The following is a 15,884-nucleotide window of genomic DNA, read 5'->3' on the forward strand; positions in this document are numbered from 1 at the left end:
CCGCATCGTCGGGTCGTGGCATACCTCGAAAGGGTCGACTGTGACCATTTCTTTCAACCACACGATTGTCGCTGCCAAGAACAAGCAGGAGTCGGCGACATTCTTCACCACGTTGTTCGGACTGCCGGACGCCGTGCCTGCCGGACATTTTCTGGCGGTCGCCCTCGACAACGGGGTGTCTCTCGACTTCGCGGAACCGCCGGTCGAATTCCCGCCGCAGCATTATGCGTTCCTCGTCGGTGAGGACGACTTCGACCGGATCTACGGTCTGATCGTCGAGTGGGGGCTCGATCACTGGGCGGATCCGCGGCAGACGCTGCCGGGCACCATCAACACCAACGACGGCGGGCGGGGCGTCTACTTCCTCGACCCGTCCGGTCACTATCTGGAGATCATCACCCGCCCGTACGGGTCGGGCGGGTAGTCCGTGGCGGTCGCTAGTCTGGATTCTCGTGGAGACGAGCAGGACTACCCCGACGCGCGCCGGTATCGAGATCGCCTACCGGGACAGCGGCGAGTCCTCGGTGCCGGGGACGTCGGGCGTCCATCCCGTGCCGGTGGTTCTGGTGCACGGGATGGGCGGTGACGGCGGCACCTGGGACCGCTTCGCCCGCGCACTCGTCGCCCGCGGGCGCCGCGTCCTCGTCGTGGATCTGCGGGGGCACGGTCGCAGTGCCCGCGCCGCGTCGTACCTTTTCGAGGAGTTCGGCGCCGACGTGGTGGAGGTGTGCGACAACCTCGGGCTGACGCGGGTGGATCTCGTCGGGCATTCGCTCGGTGGTCATGCGGCGTCGCTCGCGGCCCAGACCCGGCCCGGGCTGGTTCGCCGGCTGGTGATCGAGGAGGCCCCGCTCCCGTTGCGTCCCGGTGACCCGGAACAGGTTTTCGCGAATCGGCTGCCGTCGCTGCCGGAACTGTGGCACGCGACGACGAGCCTGATCCGGCATCCGCGGGCCGCGTTCGCGTTCGACCGGTCGATGACGGGCTCGGCGCTCGAGCAGTTCCGCCGCCCGGATCCGTTGTGGTGGGACAGATTGCCGGACATCGAGGCCGACACGCTCATCCTGCGGGGCGGTCTGGGCGGAATGGTGGATCCGCGCAGACTCGAGTCCGCAGTGGCGGCGATACCGAACTGCCGGGTGGTGGTGTTCCGTAGCGGGCACAGCATTCACCGCGACCGTTACGACGACTTCGCGGCGGCGGTCCTGCCGTTCTTGATGAAGCTCGAGACGAGCTGACAAAAAGTCCGGAAATGTAAACCGCGACGGCGTCGACAGGACTAGCGTGGGAACCGAAGCGGGGGCTCGGAACGGGCCGGTTGTCACGATGAGCGCCCCGAAGCCGCGGGGCGTCCGACGACGTCTTCCGCACGTCCGGAAGAAGGCCAACGATGTCGACACTCACGCCTGGACGCCCCTATGCGCCCGGCAGGCAAGGGTTCAGCTCGCTCCGCGCCGGGGGCCTCAACTGGGACGCGTTCCCGTTGCGGCTGTTCACGAAGGGCAACGCCAAGTTCTGGAATCCCACGGACCTCGACTTCAGCCGGGACGCGGAGGACTGGGAGGGGCTGAACTCGGAGCAACAGCGCAACTCCACGTATCTGGTCGCACAGTTCATCGCCGGTGAGGAAGCGGTCACCGAGGACATCCAGCCGTTCATGAAGGCGATGGCCGCCGAGGGGCGTTTCGGGGACGAGATGTATCTGACGCAGTTCTGTTTCGAGGAGGCCAAGCACACCCAGGTGTTCCGGTTGTGGATGGACGCGGTGGGCCTGACACGCGACCTGCATCCCTTCGTCGCCGAGAACCCGTATTACCGGCAATTGTTCTACGAGGAGCTGCCGGGATCGCTGAAGGTGCTCGAGACCGATCCCAGTCCGGTCAATCAGGTGCGGGCCAGCGTCACCTACAACCATGTCATCGAGGGCAGTCTCGCACTCACCGGGTACTACGCCTGGCAGAAGGTGTGCACGACGCGCGGGATCCTGCCGGGCATGCAGGAACTCGTCCGCAGGATCGGCGACGACGAACGACGCCACATGGCGTGGGGGACGTTCACCTGTCGCCGGCACGTGGCCGCCGACGACAGCAACTGGGGTGTCGTCCAGGAGCGGATGGCGGAGCTGATGCCGTTGGCACTGGGCATGATCGACTGGGTCAACAAGCAATTCGAGGTCCAGCCGTACGGGCTCGACGACCAGGAGTTCATCGCGTACGCCGCGGACCGGGCGCAGCGCCGGCTGGGGGCGATCGAGTCTGCGCGGGGCCGCCCGGTCGAGGAGATCGATCTGGACTATTCACCCGAGGCCCTCGAGGAGAAGTTCGGCGAGGAGGACGCCAAGGCGATGTCCGAGGCCGCCGGCTGAGGCACGCGTCGCGGTGGGAGATGGCAGGATCGGCTCATGGCGCTCACCGCACTCGACCGCAGACTCCTCGGCTGGTCTGCAGCATTCGTGATCTCGCAGGCGAACATCATCCGGCTGCTCGGCCCGGTGGCACCCCGGCTCGCCGATATCCAGACCGCCCGGTCCGCCCGGTCCTACACGGCGATCCTCGACGGAATGTCCGCCGCCGACAGGGCGCGCTACCGCAGCCACTACTACCCGGACTTCGTCCATCCCGTGATCTACGCGGTCGCGTTGCGCACGGGCGCACGACGTCTGGCGGAGCTGACACCACTCTCGGCGAGAACGCAGAAAGTGCTGGCGGCGGCCCCGGTGATCTCTGCGGCAGGCGACTACGCCGAGAACGTCGTCGGGCTGTATCTGCTGTCTCATCGCGAGCACATCACCGACGCGACCGTGCGCACCACCAGTGCGGTCAGCGTCACCAAATGGGTGCTGGCGCTCGGGACGCTCGGATATCTGTCCCAGGGATTCGTCCGGGTCTGGGCGGGAAAGCTGTTCTCCCGCTAGATTCGGGCACATGTGTGCTGCCGAGCTCAGCGTCGAGTACTTCTCCGGGCAGGCCGCGTTCCGGGAGTGGCTCGGCGCTCATCACGACTCCTCACCGGGCATCTGGCTGAAGATGGCCAAGAAGGGGTCGGCGCATTCGTCGATCAACTACGACCAGGCTCTCGAGGTCGCGCTGTGCTACGGCTGGATCGACAGCCAGGTCCGCCGCGTCGACGACGACTTCTTCGTGCAGCGGTTCACCCCGCGGTCGTCGCGGAGTCCGTGGTCGAAGCGGAACCGGGAGTTCGCGGAGAAACTCGCCGAGGCCGGTCTCCTCGAGCCCGCGGGCGCGGCGGAGGTGGAGCGGGCCAGGGCCGACGGCCGCTGGGACCGCGCGTACGCGGGACAGAAGGCGGCGGAGATACCGCAGGACTTCCTGGACGCCCTCGCGCAGAACCCCGAGGCCGAGGCCTTCTACGCGACGCTCGACAGCCACAACCGGTACGCCGTCTACTACCGCCTGCAGGACGCCACCCGCCCGGAGACACGTGCCCGCCGCATCGAGAAGTTCGTCCAGCAGTTGTCGGAGCGCAGGAAGTTCCATGACTGATCGATTTTCGCGGCTGACACAATGGCACCGTGCCTGACACGATCACCGCCACCTGCTCCGCTCTGTCCGCGACCGACGAACCTCTCGCGGGCACCGCTGCGCATGTCACGGGCTGGGTGTGCCTGGAGTTCCCGGGTGCGTGGGGCCGGGACGTGCTCGACGGCACCGCGCTCGGACCGGATCTGGCCCGTGAGCTCGACGCCCGCGCCGACGCGGCCGGGGTGCGGGTCATGTTCATCCGCCGGCCGGGCCGCAGCACCGCGGACCCGGATCGGCGGACGGTGCTGCTGGCGCAGTCGCACCCCACGCGGTCGTGGTGCGAGCGGCTCGAGATCGCCTTTCCGGAAGACCTGCTCGACCTGGACCTCGGGCTGATCGCGGGGACCGCGCCCGGTCTGGGCACACCGGTGACGGACCCGGTCGTGCTGGTGTGCGCGCACGGGAAGAGGGATCAGTGCTGCGCCGTCCTCGGGCGGCCGGTCGCGGCCGGCCTGGCCGCGGAGTTCGGCGACGCGGTGTGGGAGTGCTCGCACACGGGTGGGCACCGGTTCGCTCCCTCGCTGATCCTGCTGCCCACGGGTTACACCTACGGCCGGTTGTCGACGCAGGAGAGTGTCGACGCGGTCCGCGCCGCCGCCCGGGGCGAGGTGTACCCGACCGGGCTGCGCGGCCGCAGTTGCTGGGACGCGCCGGGGCAGGTGGCGGAACTCGCCGTCCGCGATTTCGTGGACGCGGCCGCGGACGAGCTCACGGTGGACGCGAATTCGGTTGTCGCGCATCGCGACGGACGCCGTTGGGTGGTCGACCTGGAGCAGCGGGAGCTGCCGCCCCGGCCGGCGAGTTGCGGGGCGGCGCCGAAGCCGGTGCGACCCGTCGTCGCCACCGGAGTTCGCGCCCTCGCCCCCTGACTCGGTCACCAGTGGGTGCCGGGCACCAGCCTTCCGACCTTCCGGGCCGCGCGGCCGAGCACCGACGACGTGTGGTGCCTGGGTTCCGGTGTGTGCTGAGGTGCCGGCGCCGCGTCGTCCGTGCTCTGCCCCTTCGCCGCCGGGGAATCGGGGAACATGCGATACATCTGGTGCATCACGCGATCCTTGACGGCGGGTGCGAAGACGTGGCCGAGTTCCCCGAGGGTGCCGGTCGGGACGTCGATGCGCTTGGGGCGTTCGATCAGCGCCCGGACGACCATTGCCGCCGCCTTCTCCGGGGAGGTGATCGGTCCGATGTTGTACCGGCCGGTGGGCGCGATCATCGGCGTCTCGACGAGTGGCATGTGGATGGTGGTGAACGTGATTCCGTCCGAGAGGGTTTCGGACGCCGCGACGTCAGTGAAGCCGTCGGGGGCCGACTTGCTGGCGACGTAGGCGGCGAACCGCGGCGTCGCGCCCTGGACCCCGGCGCTGCTGATGTTGACGATGTGCCCGAACCGCCGGTCGCGCATCTGCGGGAGGAAGGCGAGGACGAGCCGGACCGCGCCGAAGTAGTTGACGGCCATGGTCCGCTCGAAATCGTGGAGCCGGTCCGTGGAGTGGTAGAGGCCCCGCCGGATCGACCGGCCGGCGTTGTTGACGAGCATGTCGACGTGATCGTGTTCGGCGAGAACGGCTTTGACGGTGTGCTCGACCGACTCGTCGTCGGTGATGTCGCAGGGGTAGCCGTAGGCGTCGCCGCCCGCCGCGCGGATCTCGGCCACCACGGCGTCGAGTTCCTCGGTGCGCCGGGCGAGGAGAATGACCTTCGCGCCCTTGCGGGCCGTCGCGATCGCGGAACTCCGGCCGATGCCGGACGACGCCCCGGTGATCACCACGTGCCTGCCCACGAGCGGTCCGGCCGGGTGGGGCCTGCGCGCTCGGTCCGGGTCGAGGTTCTCGCGCCAGTACGACCACAGCCTGTCGGCGTACGACGCGAACCGCGGGACGTCGATGCCTGTGCCGCGCAGCGCCTCCCGGGTGTCGTCGTTCACGAACACCGTGGGCAGTGTCATGTTCTCGGCGAGCACGGGCGGGATGCCGAGGGCGCCGAGCACCACTTTGCGGCCCGTGTCGAGGGCCGAGTCGGGGGTGGGAGTGAGGAAGGGGCGGACGAGTCCGCCGGGTAGTCCGGCCGCGGGATGCGGTGCACCGGCGGCCTCGGCGAGCGCGGCGTAGATCTCGCGGACCGGCTGGGGGCGCGGATTGACGAGATGGAACGTCCGGCCGTCCCGTCCCGGTGCCGACATCAACTCCACGATGGCCGCGGCCACGTAGTCGACGGGGACGACGTTGGTCGATCCGATCCGCGGGACGGCCACGGGCAGGGCCGCGGGGAGTTTCGCGAGCGCCGCGATGGCGGGGAAGAGGTAGTACGGGCCGTCGATCTTGTCCATCTCGCCGGTGACCGAACTGCCGACCACCGCGGAGGGGCGGTAGATGCGCCACCGCAGGCCGTCGGCTTCCCGGACCAGCTTCTCCGCCTCGAACTTGGTGCGGTGATACGGGGTGGGGAAACCCTGCCCGAGATCGAAATCGGTTTCCCTGAACGGACCTTCGTGATCCCCCGCGACGGCGATGGACGAGACGTGGTGCAGCGTCGCATCCAGTTCCCGGGCCAGTGCGATCACCGAGCGGGTGCCGTCGACGTTCGTGGTGGCCTGTTCGTCGCCCGCCGTGAGGTCGTAGATCGCGCCGAGGTGCAGGACGTGGTCGGCCGCCGGCGCCGAGGTGAGTGCGAGGCCGGGCTCGGTCAGGTCGCCGATCAGCGGATGCACGCGTTCGCCGCCCGGCATGCCGTCGACGAGCGCCTCCCACCGCGCGACGGACGCGCGCCGGACGAGGACGTGGATCTCGGCTGATTCATCGCGGTCGAGGATCAGGGGCAGCACGTGCCGACCCAGGAAGCCGGTTCCGCCGGTGACGAGGTAGGTGGCCATGACCCGAACTTACTCCAAAGTAAGATAATGCACTAGTGGCCCAGACCCACCTTGGCGTGCACCTTCTTCATCCAGGCCGGAGCCCACCAGTTGGCCTCGCCCATCAGCTTCACGAGGGACGGAACGAGGAGCATGCGAACCACCGTCGCGTCGACGAGGAGCGCGACGATCATTCCCACACCGAGGAACCGCATGATCGACAGACCGGAGATGGTGAACGCTCCGGTCACCACCACGAGCAGCAGCGCCGCGGCCGTCACGATGCGGCCCGTGCGCTCGGTGCCGAAGCGCACCGCCTCTTCCGTGGTCGCGCCTGCCTCGTGCGCCTCGACCATCCGTGACATCAGGAACACCTCGTAATCGGTCGACAGGCCGAAGACCACGGCGAGGATGAGGACCACGAACGTCGCCTCGAGCGGTGCCGGACTGACCCCGAGCAGACTCGCGCCGTGGCCCAGCTCGAAGATCCACGTGAGCACACCGAACGTGGCGGCGAGGCTCAGCCCCGCCATCGCGACCGCCTTGATCGGCAGCACCACCGAACCGAACGCCAGGAACAGCAGCACGAGCGTCGACCCCACCATGATCGCGATCATCACCGGCATCCAGTGCACGATCGCCGCGTTCCCGTCGTCGACGGTCGCCTGGCCGCCGCCGACGAGGAGTTCGGTTCCCTCGGGTGGCGTGATGGCGCGGAGACCGTCGACCGCCGCGCTCTGGTCGTCGGTGGTGACACCCTCGGAGTAGACGGCCTGGACGGCGACCATTTCGTTGCCGGACGCGACGACGGTGGCCGCCCCGATGCCCTCCACCTGGCCGGCGGCCTGGGCAACCGCGGCACCGTCGGCCGCGGTCGGGGCGGTGCCGTCGGTGCCCCGGAGAATGAGGGTGGCGCCGTTTCCGGTGGTCGGAAATTCGGTGGTGAGAGTGTCGGTGGCGATGCGGGCGGGGTCGTTCTCCGGCAGCGCCGTGTACGTGACCTCGCCGAGCGACGCGCTGAGCAGGGGCGAGGCGAGGACCAGCAGCCCCGCGACGATGCCGACCGCGATGGCGACCGGCCGCCGCATCACCCAGGTGACGACGGAGCCCCAGAACTTGCGGGCGCGAACCTCCCCACGCTGCGAAGCGTCCTTGTGCCAGGTCAGTGCGTTGATGCGATGCCCCAGGATCGCGAGCAGCGCCGGAACCGCGGTGAGCGACAGCAGCGCCGCGCTCGCGACCGCGGCCATCGCACCGAATCCGAGAGACTTGATCACGTCCTGCGGAAACACGAGCATGCCCGAGAAGGCGCACACGAGAAGCAGACCGGAGAACAGCACGGTGCGGCCCGCGGTCAGCACGGTGCGCCGGGTCGCCTCGGCGACGTCGGCGCCGGACTCGAGTTCCTCGCGGAAACGTCCGACGACGAACAGGCCGTAGTCGATCGCGAGCCCCAGGCCGAGCAGGGACGCCACGTTGATCGCGAACGAACTGACGTCGGTGAACAGGGTCAGCAGGCGCAGGGTGGCGAGGGCACTGAAGATCGAGAGCAGCCCGACGAACACCGGAACGGCCGCGGCCACCAGTCCGCCGAAGATGAAGACCAGCAGCACGAGAGTGATCGGGAGCGCGATCGCCTCGGCCAGCACCAGGTCCTGTTGCAGCCGGTTGTTGAACGCCACACCCACCACCGAATTGCCCGCGAACTCGGTGTCGATGCCCTCCACCTCGAGCTTCGGCAGCAGGTCGTCGAACGTGGCGGCCGTGATCCCGGCGTCCGGGTCGACGGTGATCGCGGCCGACGCCTTGGTGCCGTCCTCCGACACCATCAGCTGCTTCCTCGCCGCGTCCGCGGTCCAGTACGACGTCACCGAATACGTCGGCACCTCGGCGGCGAACCGGTCGAGACTCGCGGTCACCTCGGGGCCGATGTCGTCCAGGGTCTTCCCGTCGGGTGCGGTGTAGATCGCGATGATGTCCGGTGTCTGCGGACCCAGGTTGTCCTGGACGATCCGGGCCACCTCCGCGGATTCGCTACCGGGATCGGTGAACCCGCCCGAGCTGAGTTTCGCGAAGACACCGGTGCCCCACAGGCCGCTCACCAGAACGGCGACGACGGCGAGGCTCAGGACCCACCATTTGCGTGAAACAACGGTCGAGGCCCAACGTGTCATGCGTCATCTCCGGCGTGTCGGGGGCGGGCAGCTGCGACTGCCGACTGTAGTGCGGATCGGGGTGTCACCGACGGGGGTGTGATGCGGCTCCCGGCAAATCGTGCATACTCGGCATCGCACTTGCAGCCACACGCACGGGGGAAGCCGGTCCGAATCCGGCGCTGACCCGCAACGGTAGGCCACCAGATCCTTTCGGTGGCGAGCCCGATTACCCGGCGTGGGGTGTGCGACATCCTTTTCGTCGTGGTCTACGAAGCGGAGTCCTGCAGGCGTCGCACCGGCGTCTGCTGACTTCTCATTCGTGGCTCTGAGCCGCAATGAGGTTTACATGCACGGTCAGTTGTTCAGAAGTACCGGTCTGGCCGCGCTGGTGGCCGCGCTGGTGGTCGCCGGCTGTTCGCGCGGGGAGTCCGTGGGGCAGACCGCTTCCGCCGAATCCTTCGCCGAGCCGGTGTCCGTCACCAACTGCGATCGAACGGAGACGTTCGACGCCCCGCCCCAGCGCATCGTCAGCATGAACGATCACGTCACCGAGGTGCTGATCGAGATGGGGGCCGGCGACCGCATCGTCGGCACGGGGTACGGCGACGCGACCCCGCTGCCGGAGTTCGCGGACGCCTTCGGGAAGATCCCGAAACTCGCGAAGGAGTACCCGACCCGGGAGCAGATCCTCGACCTCGACCCCGACCTGGTGGTCGGCGGAATGCGGAGCGCATTCGACGAGAAGGAGGGGCGGTCGCGTGAATCCCTCGGCGACCAGGGCATTCCCACGTTCCTGTTCTCCGAGTACTGCGGGCACGGCTTCCCGGACATCGGTTTGCTGCGCGGCGACTACCAGCAGCTCGGCGAGATCCTCGGAGTCCCGGACCGGGCGCGGGCGATCACCGACCGGGTGACGTCCGGGTTGCAGGCCGTGCGTGACGAGATCGCGGGCACCGCCCCGGTTCCGACGTTCTTCTACGATTCCGGCGAGGACGTCCCGCTGACGATCGGCGGTGTGGGAGTCGGCCAGCTCATCGCGGACCACGCGGGCGCGGCCAACCTCTTCGCCGAGGGCGAGAAGCCGTATTCGAAGTCCACCTGGGAGATCATCGGTGAACGCGCCCCGGAGGCGATCGTCGTCCTCGACTACGGCACGACGAGTGCGCGGGCGAAGATCGACTTCCTGAAGTCGCACCCGATCATGTCGACGACACCCGCCGTGAAGGCCGGCCGCTTCGTGGTGGTGCCGCTCGACGACTTCTTCGAGAGCCCGCGCCTGGTGCGGTCGGTGGAGACGATCGCGCGGGCGCTGCATCCGGATGTCGTCGGCGCGCGATGACCGTTACCGCAGAATGCGCGGCACCGCCGGCGCAGGCACCGCACCCGGCCCGCGCACGCCTCGGTTTCGCGGGCCTGATGGTGGCGCTCGCGCTGACGACCCTGTTCGTCGTCGGCCTCGCGGTGTCGTTCGGTTCCGTGCGCATCCCGGTCGGCGACGTGTGGGCGATCGTCGCGCACCGCGTGGCCCCCGGCGCATTCGAGTCCTGGTGGTCACAGGCGCGGGAGTCGATCGTCCTCGACTCCCGGCTGCCGCGGGCGCTGACCGCGGCGGCCGTCGGTGCGGCGCTGGCCCTGGCAGGCGCCGTGGCGCAGGCGGTGACCCGCAATCCGCTGGCCGATCCCTATCTGCTCGGCGTGTCCTCGGGTGCCGGTTTCGGCGTGGTGGTGGTGACGGTGCTCGGGCTCGGGGTGGGAGCGCTCGGCGCGTTCACCGTCCCCGTCGCGGCGTTCCTGGGCGCGATGGTGCCGTTGTTCCTGTCGCTGGCGATCGGCGGACGGTATCCGCAGCCGACGGCCGTCATCCTCGTGGGGGTCGCGTCGGCGCAGGTGTTCTCGGCCCTCATCACGTTCTCGATCCTGGTCGTCGCGGACGAGCATCAACTGAGTTCGGTGATGCACTGGCTGGCGGGCGGTTTCGGCGACTCGCGCTGGTCGACGGCGGTCTTCCCGGCCGTGGCACTCGCGACGGTCGGGGCTGCGATGATGCTGAGCGCGTGCCGAATCGACCTGCTGCAGGCGGGAGACGACGGCGCCGCCGCCCTCGGCATGCACGTGCGACGCTTCCGCGTCGTGCAGTTGCTCGGTGTGTCGATGCTGGCCGGGGCCGCCGTGTCCGTCGCAGGCGGTATCGGCTTCATCGGTCTGCTGGTGCCGCACCTTGCCGGGTACGTCGTGGGCGCCCGGGCGGTCAGGCTGCTGCCCGTCGCGGCATTCCTCGGCGCGATCGCGATGGTCGCGGCGGACACGGCCGCGCGGTCGGTCGCGCACAGCATCGAGGTCCCGGTGGGCGTCGTCACCGCGCTCGTGGGAGCGCCGATCTTCGTGTGGATGCTCTACCGGCAGTATCGGAGGGCCGAACAGTGACCGCCCTGAGCCTGCAACGTGTCCGCGCCGAACTCGGGTCGCGGGAAGTGCTGCACGGCATCGACTTCTCCGTGCGTCCCGGGGAGGTGCTGGCGTTGGTCGGGCCCAACGGTTCCGGCAAGACCACCGCGCTGCGCTGCTGCTACCGCGCGCTCACCCCGACCGGGGGCGCCGTCGTCGTCGACGGAACGGATACCGCCGATCTGGGCCGGCGGGAACTGGCCCGCACGATCGGGGCGAGCACCCAGGAGCCGCGGGTGTCCGCGGGACTGACCGTGCGCGAATCCGTTTCGCTCGGACGCATCCCGCACCGGGGCTGGTTCGAGCGGGCGACCGGCGCCGACGGTGAGATCGTCGAGACGTGCATACGTCAGGTCGGGCTGGCCGAACTCGCGGGTCGCGACGTCCAGGCACTGTCGGGTGGGGAGCGTCAACGGGTGTCGATCGCCCGGGCGCTCGCGCAGCAGCCGAGGGTCCTGCTGCTCGACGAACCCACCAACCACCTCGACCTGCGGCATCAGCTGACGGTGATGAACCTGCTGCGTGACCTCGCGTGCGACGGTCTGGCGATCGTCGTGACCATGCACGACCTCCGGCTGGCCGTCGAGTTCTGCGACACGCTGGCCGTGATGCACGATGGACGGGTGATCAGCACCGGTCCGCCCGCCGACGTGCTGGACGACACCGTGCTGGGCGGGGTGTTCGGCATCCGCGCCGTGGTGCGGTCGGCGCCGCGGCTGTCGATGGAGATCCTGGGGTTGGCCGATGGATGAGCAACTGCGGCGTGCGTACGAGCTGACCGCCCGCCGCGTCCCGATGATCGCCGACCAGATCGGGCAACCCGGGGCCTCCTCGTTCCCGGCCGTGCGCCTGACCGATCCCGGCTGGCTCGCGGACCGCGTCGCGGACACGGCGCGGCGGTGGGGCAGCGACGATCCCCGGGTCAACGGCACCCTGTGGTGGTACTCGGCCAGCTCGACACTGACCGGGATTCCGATCGCGACCGCGCTCGTCACCGGGGTCGCCGCCCGGCCTCGGCTCGTCGACGCCGTGGCATTCCTGCGGGACGACGGGTATCTCGGCGGCCTGACCGCGTCGTCGGCACTGCCGGTCACCGAGGGGCTGTCCGAGCTGGCGTCCGAGATGGCCGCGGCGCTGACGCCGATCATCGACGCTCTCGCCGCGGCGTCCGGGGTGCGGCAGGCGGCGATGTGGGCGATCACGACGGATTCGATTGCCAACCGGTCACTCGACGCGGGAACGGCGTGCGGCGATCGCGCACGCGGCAGCATCTTCGCCCGGGGGCTGGTGGACGCACTCCGCCGCGTCGGTGTGGTGCTGCCGGACCCGCGGTTCGTCGACGTCCGGGCCGGGGCACTGTCACGCCGGTTCACGCAGCGGGCGTCGTGCTGCTTGATCTACGAGACCCCCGGGTCGGGCAAGTGTGTGAGCTGCCCGAGGAGGCCGGCCGAGGACCGTCTGCGAGGTCTGGCCGCGCTCGTGACGTGAGTCCGGGTGGCCCGCGTTGACCGGTCTGCGGGTGTGATGGCAGACTGACAGCGTTCGAACTCCCGTTCGAATGATGCGTCTTCCCCAGCGGCATCTTCCATGGTTTCGGCACGGCACGTGCGTGACATGAAGAGGTGTGCCAGATGGGTTGGGGAAACGGTCCGCCGACGTGGTCCGAGATGGAGCGCGTCCTGTCGGGCAGGCCGGGGCGGGTCAGCCCGGAGTCGCTGTACCCGGGCGACGGCGGCGACAGCCCCGCGTGGTCGCGCAAGCGGGGTGAGTACCGGGCGGGCCCGCAGGAGCGGGCCGGCTCCACCGTTCCGTACGCCGAACTCCACGCGCATTCGGCGTTCAGTTTCCTCGACGGCGCCTCCCCGCCGGAAGAGTTGGTGGAGGAGGCCGTCCGGCTCGGTCTCGAGGCCATCGCACTCACCGACCACGACGGGTTCTACGGTGTGGTCCGGTTCGCGGAGGCGGCGAAGGAACTGAACATGCGCACCGTGTTCGGGTCCGAACTGACGTTGGACGACGCGCATCTGCTGGTGTTGGCGCGAGGTCAGGAGGGGTACCGGCGGCTCTCCCGGGAGATCGCGGCGGCGCATCTCGCGGGCGGGGAGAAGGGCAAGCTGCGCTACGACCTCGACCGTCTCACCGACGCTGCCGGGGGGCACTGGCAGATCCTGACCGGGTGCCGGAAGGGGCATGTGCGTCAGGCGCTGGCCGCCGGTGGCCCGGACGCCGCGGCCGCCCGGCTGCGGGAGCTGATCGACCGGTTCGGGGCCGACCGGGTCACGGTGGAACTCACCCATCACGGCATCGCGGAGGACGCCGAGCGCAACGCCTCCCTCGCCGAACTCGCACAGCAGCACGGACTTCGGGTGATCGCGTCCACGGCGGCGCACTTCGCGGGACCGCCGCGCCGGAGACTGGCCATGGCGATGGCCGCCGTCCGGGCCCGGCAGAGCCTCGACGACGCGGCCGGGCACCTGGCGCCCGCCGGGGGAGCGCACCTGCGGTCCGGTGAGGAGATGGCGCACCTCTTCGCCGCGTACCCGGAAGCCGTCCGCGGTGCCGCGGACCTCGGCCGGGAGTGTGCGTTCGACCTGCGGCTCATCGCGCCGCAACTGCCACCGTTCGACGTGCCCGACGGGCACACCGAGGCGAGCTGGCTGCGGCAGCTCACGATGGACGGGGCCCGACGACGTTACGGTGCGCCTGCGGACCGGCCGGAGGCCTACCGGCAGATCGAGCACGAACTGGACATCATCACCGGGCTGAACTTCCCGGGCTACTTCCTGGTGGTCCACGACATCGTGTCGTTCTGCAAGAACAACGACATTCTCTGCCAGGGAAGGGGTTCGGCGGCCAACTCCGCCGTCTGCTACGCCATCGGCATCACCAACGTGGATCCCGTCCGCAACAAGCTGTTGTTCGAACGTTTCCTCTCGCCCGAACGCGACGGCCCGCCGGACATCGACGTCGACATCGAATCCGATCGGCGGGAGGAGGCCATCCAGCACGTCTACGCCAAGTACGGACGCCAGTACGCGGCGCAGGTGGCGAACGTCATCACGTACCGCGGAAAGTCTTCGGTGCGGGACATGGCCCGGGCGCTGGGTTTCTCGCAGGGGCAGCAGGACGCGTGGAGCAAACAGGTCAGCCGCTGGGGCGGCATCGGGAAGGAGGTCGGCACCGACATTCCGCCCGCCGTCCTCGAACTGGCCGCCCAGATCGAGGGGTTTCCGCGGCACCTCGGCATCCACTCGGGCGGCATGGTGATCTGCGACCGGCCGATCGCCGACGTGTGCCCGGTGGAGTGGGCGCGTATGGAGAACCGCAGCGTTCTGCAGTGGGACAAGGACGATTGCGCGGCGGTGGGTCTGGTGAAGTTCGACATGCTGGGTCTCGGCATGCTCTCCGCGCTGCACTACATGATCGACCTCGTGGCCGAGCACAAGGGGATCGAGGTGGATCTGGCGCAGCTGGACCTCTCCGAGGAAGCCGTCTACGAGATGTTGCAGCGGGCGGACTCGGTGGGGGTGTTCCAGGTGGAGTCACGGGCCCAGATGGCCACCCTGCCGAGGCTGAAACCGCGGAATTTCTACGACCTGGTGGTGGAGGTGGCGCTCATCCGTCCCGGTCCGATCCAGGGCGGATCGGTGCACCCGTACATCCGCCGCCGCAACAAGCTCGAACCGGTGACCTACGACCACCCGTCCCTGGAGAAGGCGCTGAAGCGGACGCTGGGTGTGCCGCTGTTCCAGGAGCAGTTGATGCAGATGGCGGTCGACGTCGCGGGTTTCAGCCCGGCCGAGGCCGACCAGCTCCGCCGGGCCATGGGGTCCAAGCGGTCGCCCGAGAAGATGGAACGGCTGAGGGGGCGGCTCTACCAGGGCATGCGGGAGTTGCACGGGATCGGCGACGACGTGGCCGACCGGATCTACGAGAAGCTGTACGCCTTCGCGAATTTCGGTTTCCCCGAAAGTCATTCGCAGAGTTTCGCCGCCCTGGTGTTCTATTCATCGTGGTTCAAGCTGCATCACCCGGCGGCGTTCTGCGCCGGTCTGCTGCGGGCGCAGCCGATGGGGTTCTACTCGCCGCAGTCGCTGGTGGCCGACGCCCGCAGGCACGGGGTGCCGGTGCACGGCGCGGACATCAATGCGAGTCTCGCGCACGCCACCGTCGAGGCGGGCGGGACGGAGGTGCGTCTCGGGCTCGGGGAGGTGCGGCACATCGGGACCGCGCTGGCCGAGCGGATCGTCGAATCCCGCGGCGACGGAGGTCCGTACACGTCGTTCCTCGACCTCACCGGCCGGGTGGAACTGAGTACGGCGCAAGCCGAATCGCTGGCTACCGCAGGTGCTCTCGACAGTTTCGGGTTGTCCCGCCGGGAGGCGTTGTGGGCGGCGGGCGCCGCGGCGGGGGAGCGCCGCGACCGGCTGCCGGGGATCGGGGCATCCACCCGCGCGCCGACCCTGCCGGGGATGAGCGATCTCGAACTGGCCGCGGCGGACGTGTGGGCCACCGGGGTGTCACCGGACACGTACCCCACCCAGTTCCTGCGCCCGCAACTCGACGCGCTGGGGGTGATCCCGGCGGCGGGCCTACTCGATGTTCCCGACGGCGACCGGGTTCTGGTGGGTGGGGCGGTAACCCACCGGCAGCGCCCGGCGACGGCCGCGGGGGTCACGTTCATCAACCTCGAGGACGAGACCGGGATGGTCAACGTGGTGTGTTCGGTGGGGTTGTGGGCGAAGTACCGCAAGCTCGCCAACACGGCGCCCGCACTGCTGGTGCGCGGCAAGGTGCAGAACGCGGAGGGGGCGGTGACGGTGGTGGCGGATCGGCTGCAGCTGATGGATTTGCGGGTGTCCGCCAAATCCAGGGACTTCAGGTGAGCAGGCA

At 69.3% G+C, this 15,884-nt stretch carries 13 protein-coding genes and 1 riboswitch; of the genes, 11 read left to right on the forward strand and 2 right to left on the reverse strand.

Annotated elements, in window-relative coordinates; genetic code table 11:
- Window positions 1-40: 40 nt before the first annotated feature.
- From PSR88_RS31580 to PSR88_RS31605, 6 genes are all read left to right on the forward strand, one after another.
- Window positions 41-424 carry a VOC family protein gene (locus PSR88_RS31580; RefSeq protein ID WP_011598190.1) on the forward strand — a complete coding sequence of 128 codons (384 nt, stop codon included), beginning with the start codon at window positions 41-43 and terminating at the stop codon, window positions 422-424.
- A 28-nt stretch (window positions 425-452) separates the two neighbouring features.
- Window positions 453-1,238: an alpha/beta fold hydrolase gene (locus PSR88_RS31585; protein ID WP_016883214.1), complete on the forward strand. Its 786-nt coding sequence runs from the start codon at window positions 453-455 to the stop codon at window positions 1,236-1,238.
- Window positions 1,239-1,390: 152 nt separating this feature from the next.
- Complete coding sequence (locus PSR88_RS31590; RefSeq protein WP_009479428.1) at window positions 1,391-2,365, forward strand: R2-like ligand-binding oxidase; 975 nt, start codon at window positions 1,391-1,393, stop codon at window positions 2,363-2,365.
- Between the two features lie 36 nt (window positions 2,366-2,401).
- Window positions 2,402-2,914 (forward strand): hypothetical protein, encoded by a 513-nt coding sequence (locus tag PSR88_RS31595; RefSeq protein WP_011598192.1) that lies wholly within the window; start codon window positions 2,402-2,404, stop codon window positions 2,912-2,914.
- A gap of 10 nt (window positions 2,915-2,924) precedes the next feature.
- Entirely contained in the window at window positions 2,925-3,503 is a 579-nt protein-coding gene (locus tag PSR88_RS31600) for a YdeI/OmpD-associated family protein (protein WP_016883213.1), read from the forward strand.
- Window positions 3,504-3,532: 29 nt separating this feature from the next.
- The gene (locus tag PSR88_RS31605) at window positions 3,533-4,411 is read left to right on the forward strand and encodes a sucrase ferredoxin (protein ID WP_011598194.1); all 879 of its coding nucleotides are present in this window, start codon (window positions 3,533-3,535) and stop codon (window positions 4,409-4,411) included.
- A gap of 5 nt (window positions 4,412-4,416) precedes the next feature.
- On the opposite strand, the gene PSR88_RS31610 is transcribed toward PSR88_RS31605, so the two are convergent.
- Window positions 4,417-6,411 carry an SDR family oxidoreductase gene (locus PSR88_RS31610; protein ID WP_016883212.1) on the reverse strand — a complete coding sequence of 665 codons (1,995 nt, stop codon included), beginning with the start codon at window positions 6,409-6,411 and terminating at the stop codon, window positions 4,417-4,419.
- 32 nt (window positions 6,412-6,443) lie between these two features.
- Entirely contained in the window at window positions 6,444-8,564 is a 2,121-nt protein-coding gene (locus tag PSR88_RS31615) for an MMPL family transporter (RefSeq protein WP_016883211.1), read from the reverse strand.
- A gap of 100 nt (window positions 8,565-8,664) precedes the next feature.
- Window positions 8,665-8,799: riboswitch (cobalamin riboswitch) on the forward strand.
- Window positions 8,800-8,892: 93 nt separating this feature from the next.
- Here PSR88_RS31615 and PSR88_RS31620 point away from each other — a divergent pair.
- The 5 genes from PSR88_RS31620 to PSR88_RS31640 all read left to right on the forward strand — a co-directional run bounded on the left by PSR88_RS31620 (window position 8,893) and on the right by PSR88_RS31640 (window position 15,877).
- On the forward strand, window positions 8,893-9,885 hold the full coding sequence (locus PSR88_RS31620; protein WP_011598197.1) for an ABC transporter substrate-binding protein: 993 nt from the start codon (window positions 8,893-8,895) through the stop codon (window positions 9,883-9,885).
- A complete protein-coding gene (locus PSR88_RS31625) occupies window positions 9,882-10,970 on the forward strand; it encodes a FecCD family ABC transporter permease (RefSeq protein ID WP_016883210.1) in 1,089 nt (362 codons plus the stop codon). Before PSR88_RS31620 ends, PSR88_RS31625 begins: the two co-directional genes overlap by 4 nt.
- Window positions 10,967-11,743, forward strand: coding sequence for an ABC transporter ATP-binding protein (locus PSR88_RS31630; protein ID WP_009479436.1), 777 nt, complete (start codon window positions 10,967-10,969; stop codon window positions 11,741-11,743). Before PSR88_RS31625 ends, PSR88_RS31630 begins: the two co-directional genes overlap by 4 nt.
- Entirely contained in the window at window positions 11,736-12,479 is a 744-nt protein-coding gene (locus tag PSR88_RS31635) for a (2Fe-2S)-binding protein (RefSeq protein WP_016883209.1), read from the forward strand. Before PSR88_RS31630 ends, PSR88_RS31635 begins: the two co-directional genes overlap by 8 nt.
- A 143-nt stretch (window positions 12,480-12,622) precedes the next feature.
- Window positions 12,623-15,877, forward strand: a complete 3,255-nt coding sequence (locus tag PSR88_RS31640; RefSeq protein ID WP_016883208.1) for an error-prone DNA polymerase — start codon at window positions 12,623-12,625, stop codon at window positions 15,875-15,877.
- Window positions 15,878-15,884 lie beyond the last annotated feature (7 nt).

The sequence above is a fragment of the Rhodococcus sp. DK176 genome (assembly GCF_038447315.2).
Lineage (GTDB): Bacteria > Actinomycetota > Actinomycetes > Mycobacteriales > Mycobacteriaceae > Rhodococcus_F > Rhodococcus_F jostii_A.

Bases quoted from the DNA above. Each gene is read 5' to 3' on its own strand.
- PSR88_RS31600 (WP_016883213.1), top strand. From the start codon at position 2,925: ATGTGTGCTGCCGAGCTCAGCGTCGAGTACTTCTCCGGGCAGGCCGCG.
- PSR88_RS31615 (WP_016883211.1), bottom strand. From the start codon at position 8,564: ATGACACGTTGGGCCTCGACCGTTGTTTCACGCAAATGGTGGGTCCTG.
- PSR88_RS31595 (WP_011598192.1), top strand. From the start codon at position 2,402: ATGGCGCTCACCGCACTCGACCGCAGACTCCTCGGCTGGTCTGCAGCA.
- PSR88_RS31610 (WP_016883212.1), bottom strand. From the start codon at position 6,411: ATGGCCACCTACCTCGTCACCGGCGGAACCGGCTTCCTGGGTCGGCAC.
- PSR88_RS31640 (WP_016883208.1), top strand. From the start codon at position 12,623: ATGGGTTGGGGAAACGGTCCGCCGACGTGGTCCGAGATGGAGCGCGTC.
- PSR88_RS31625 (WP_016883210.1), top strand. From the start codon at position 9,882: ATGACCGTTACCGCAGAATGCGCGGCACCGCCGGCGCAGGCACCGCAC.
- PSR88_RS31620 (WP_011598197.1), top strand. From the start codon at position 8,893: ATGCACGGTCAGTTGTTCAGAAGTACCGGTCTGGCCGCGCTGGTGGCC.
- PSR88_RS31590 (WP_009479428.1), top strand. From the start codon at position 1,391: ATGTCGACACTCACGCCTGGACGCCCCTATGCGCCCGGCAGGCAAGGG.
- PSR88_RS31635 (WP_016883209.1), top strand. From the start codon at position 11,736: ATGGATGAGCAACTGCGGCGTGCGTACGAGCTGACCGCCCGCCGCGTC.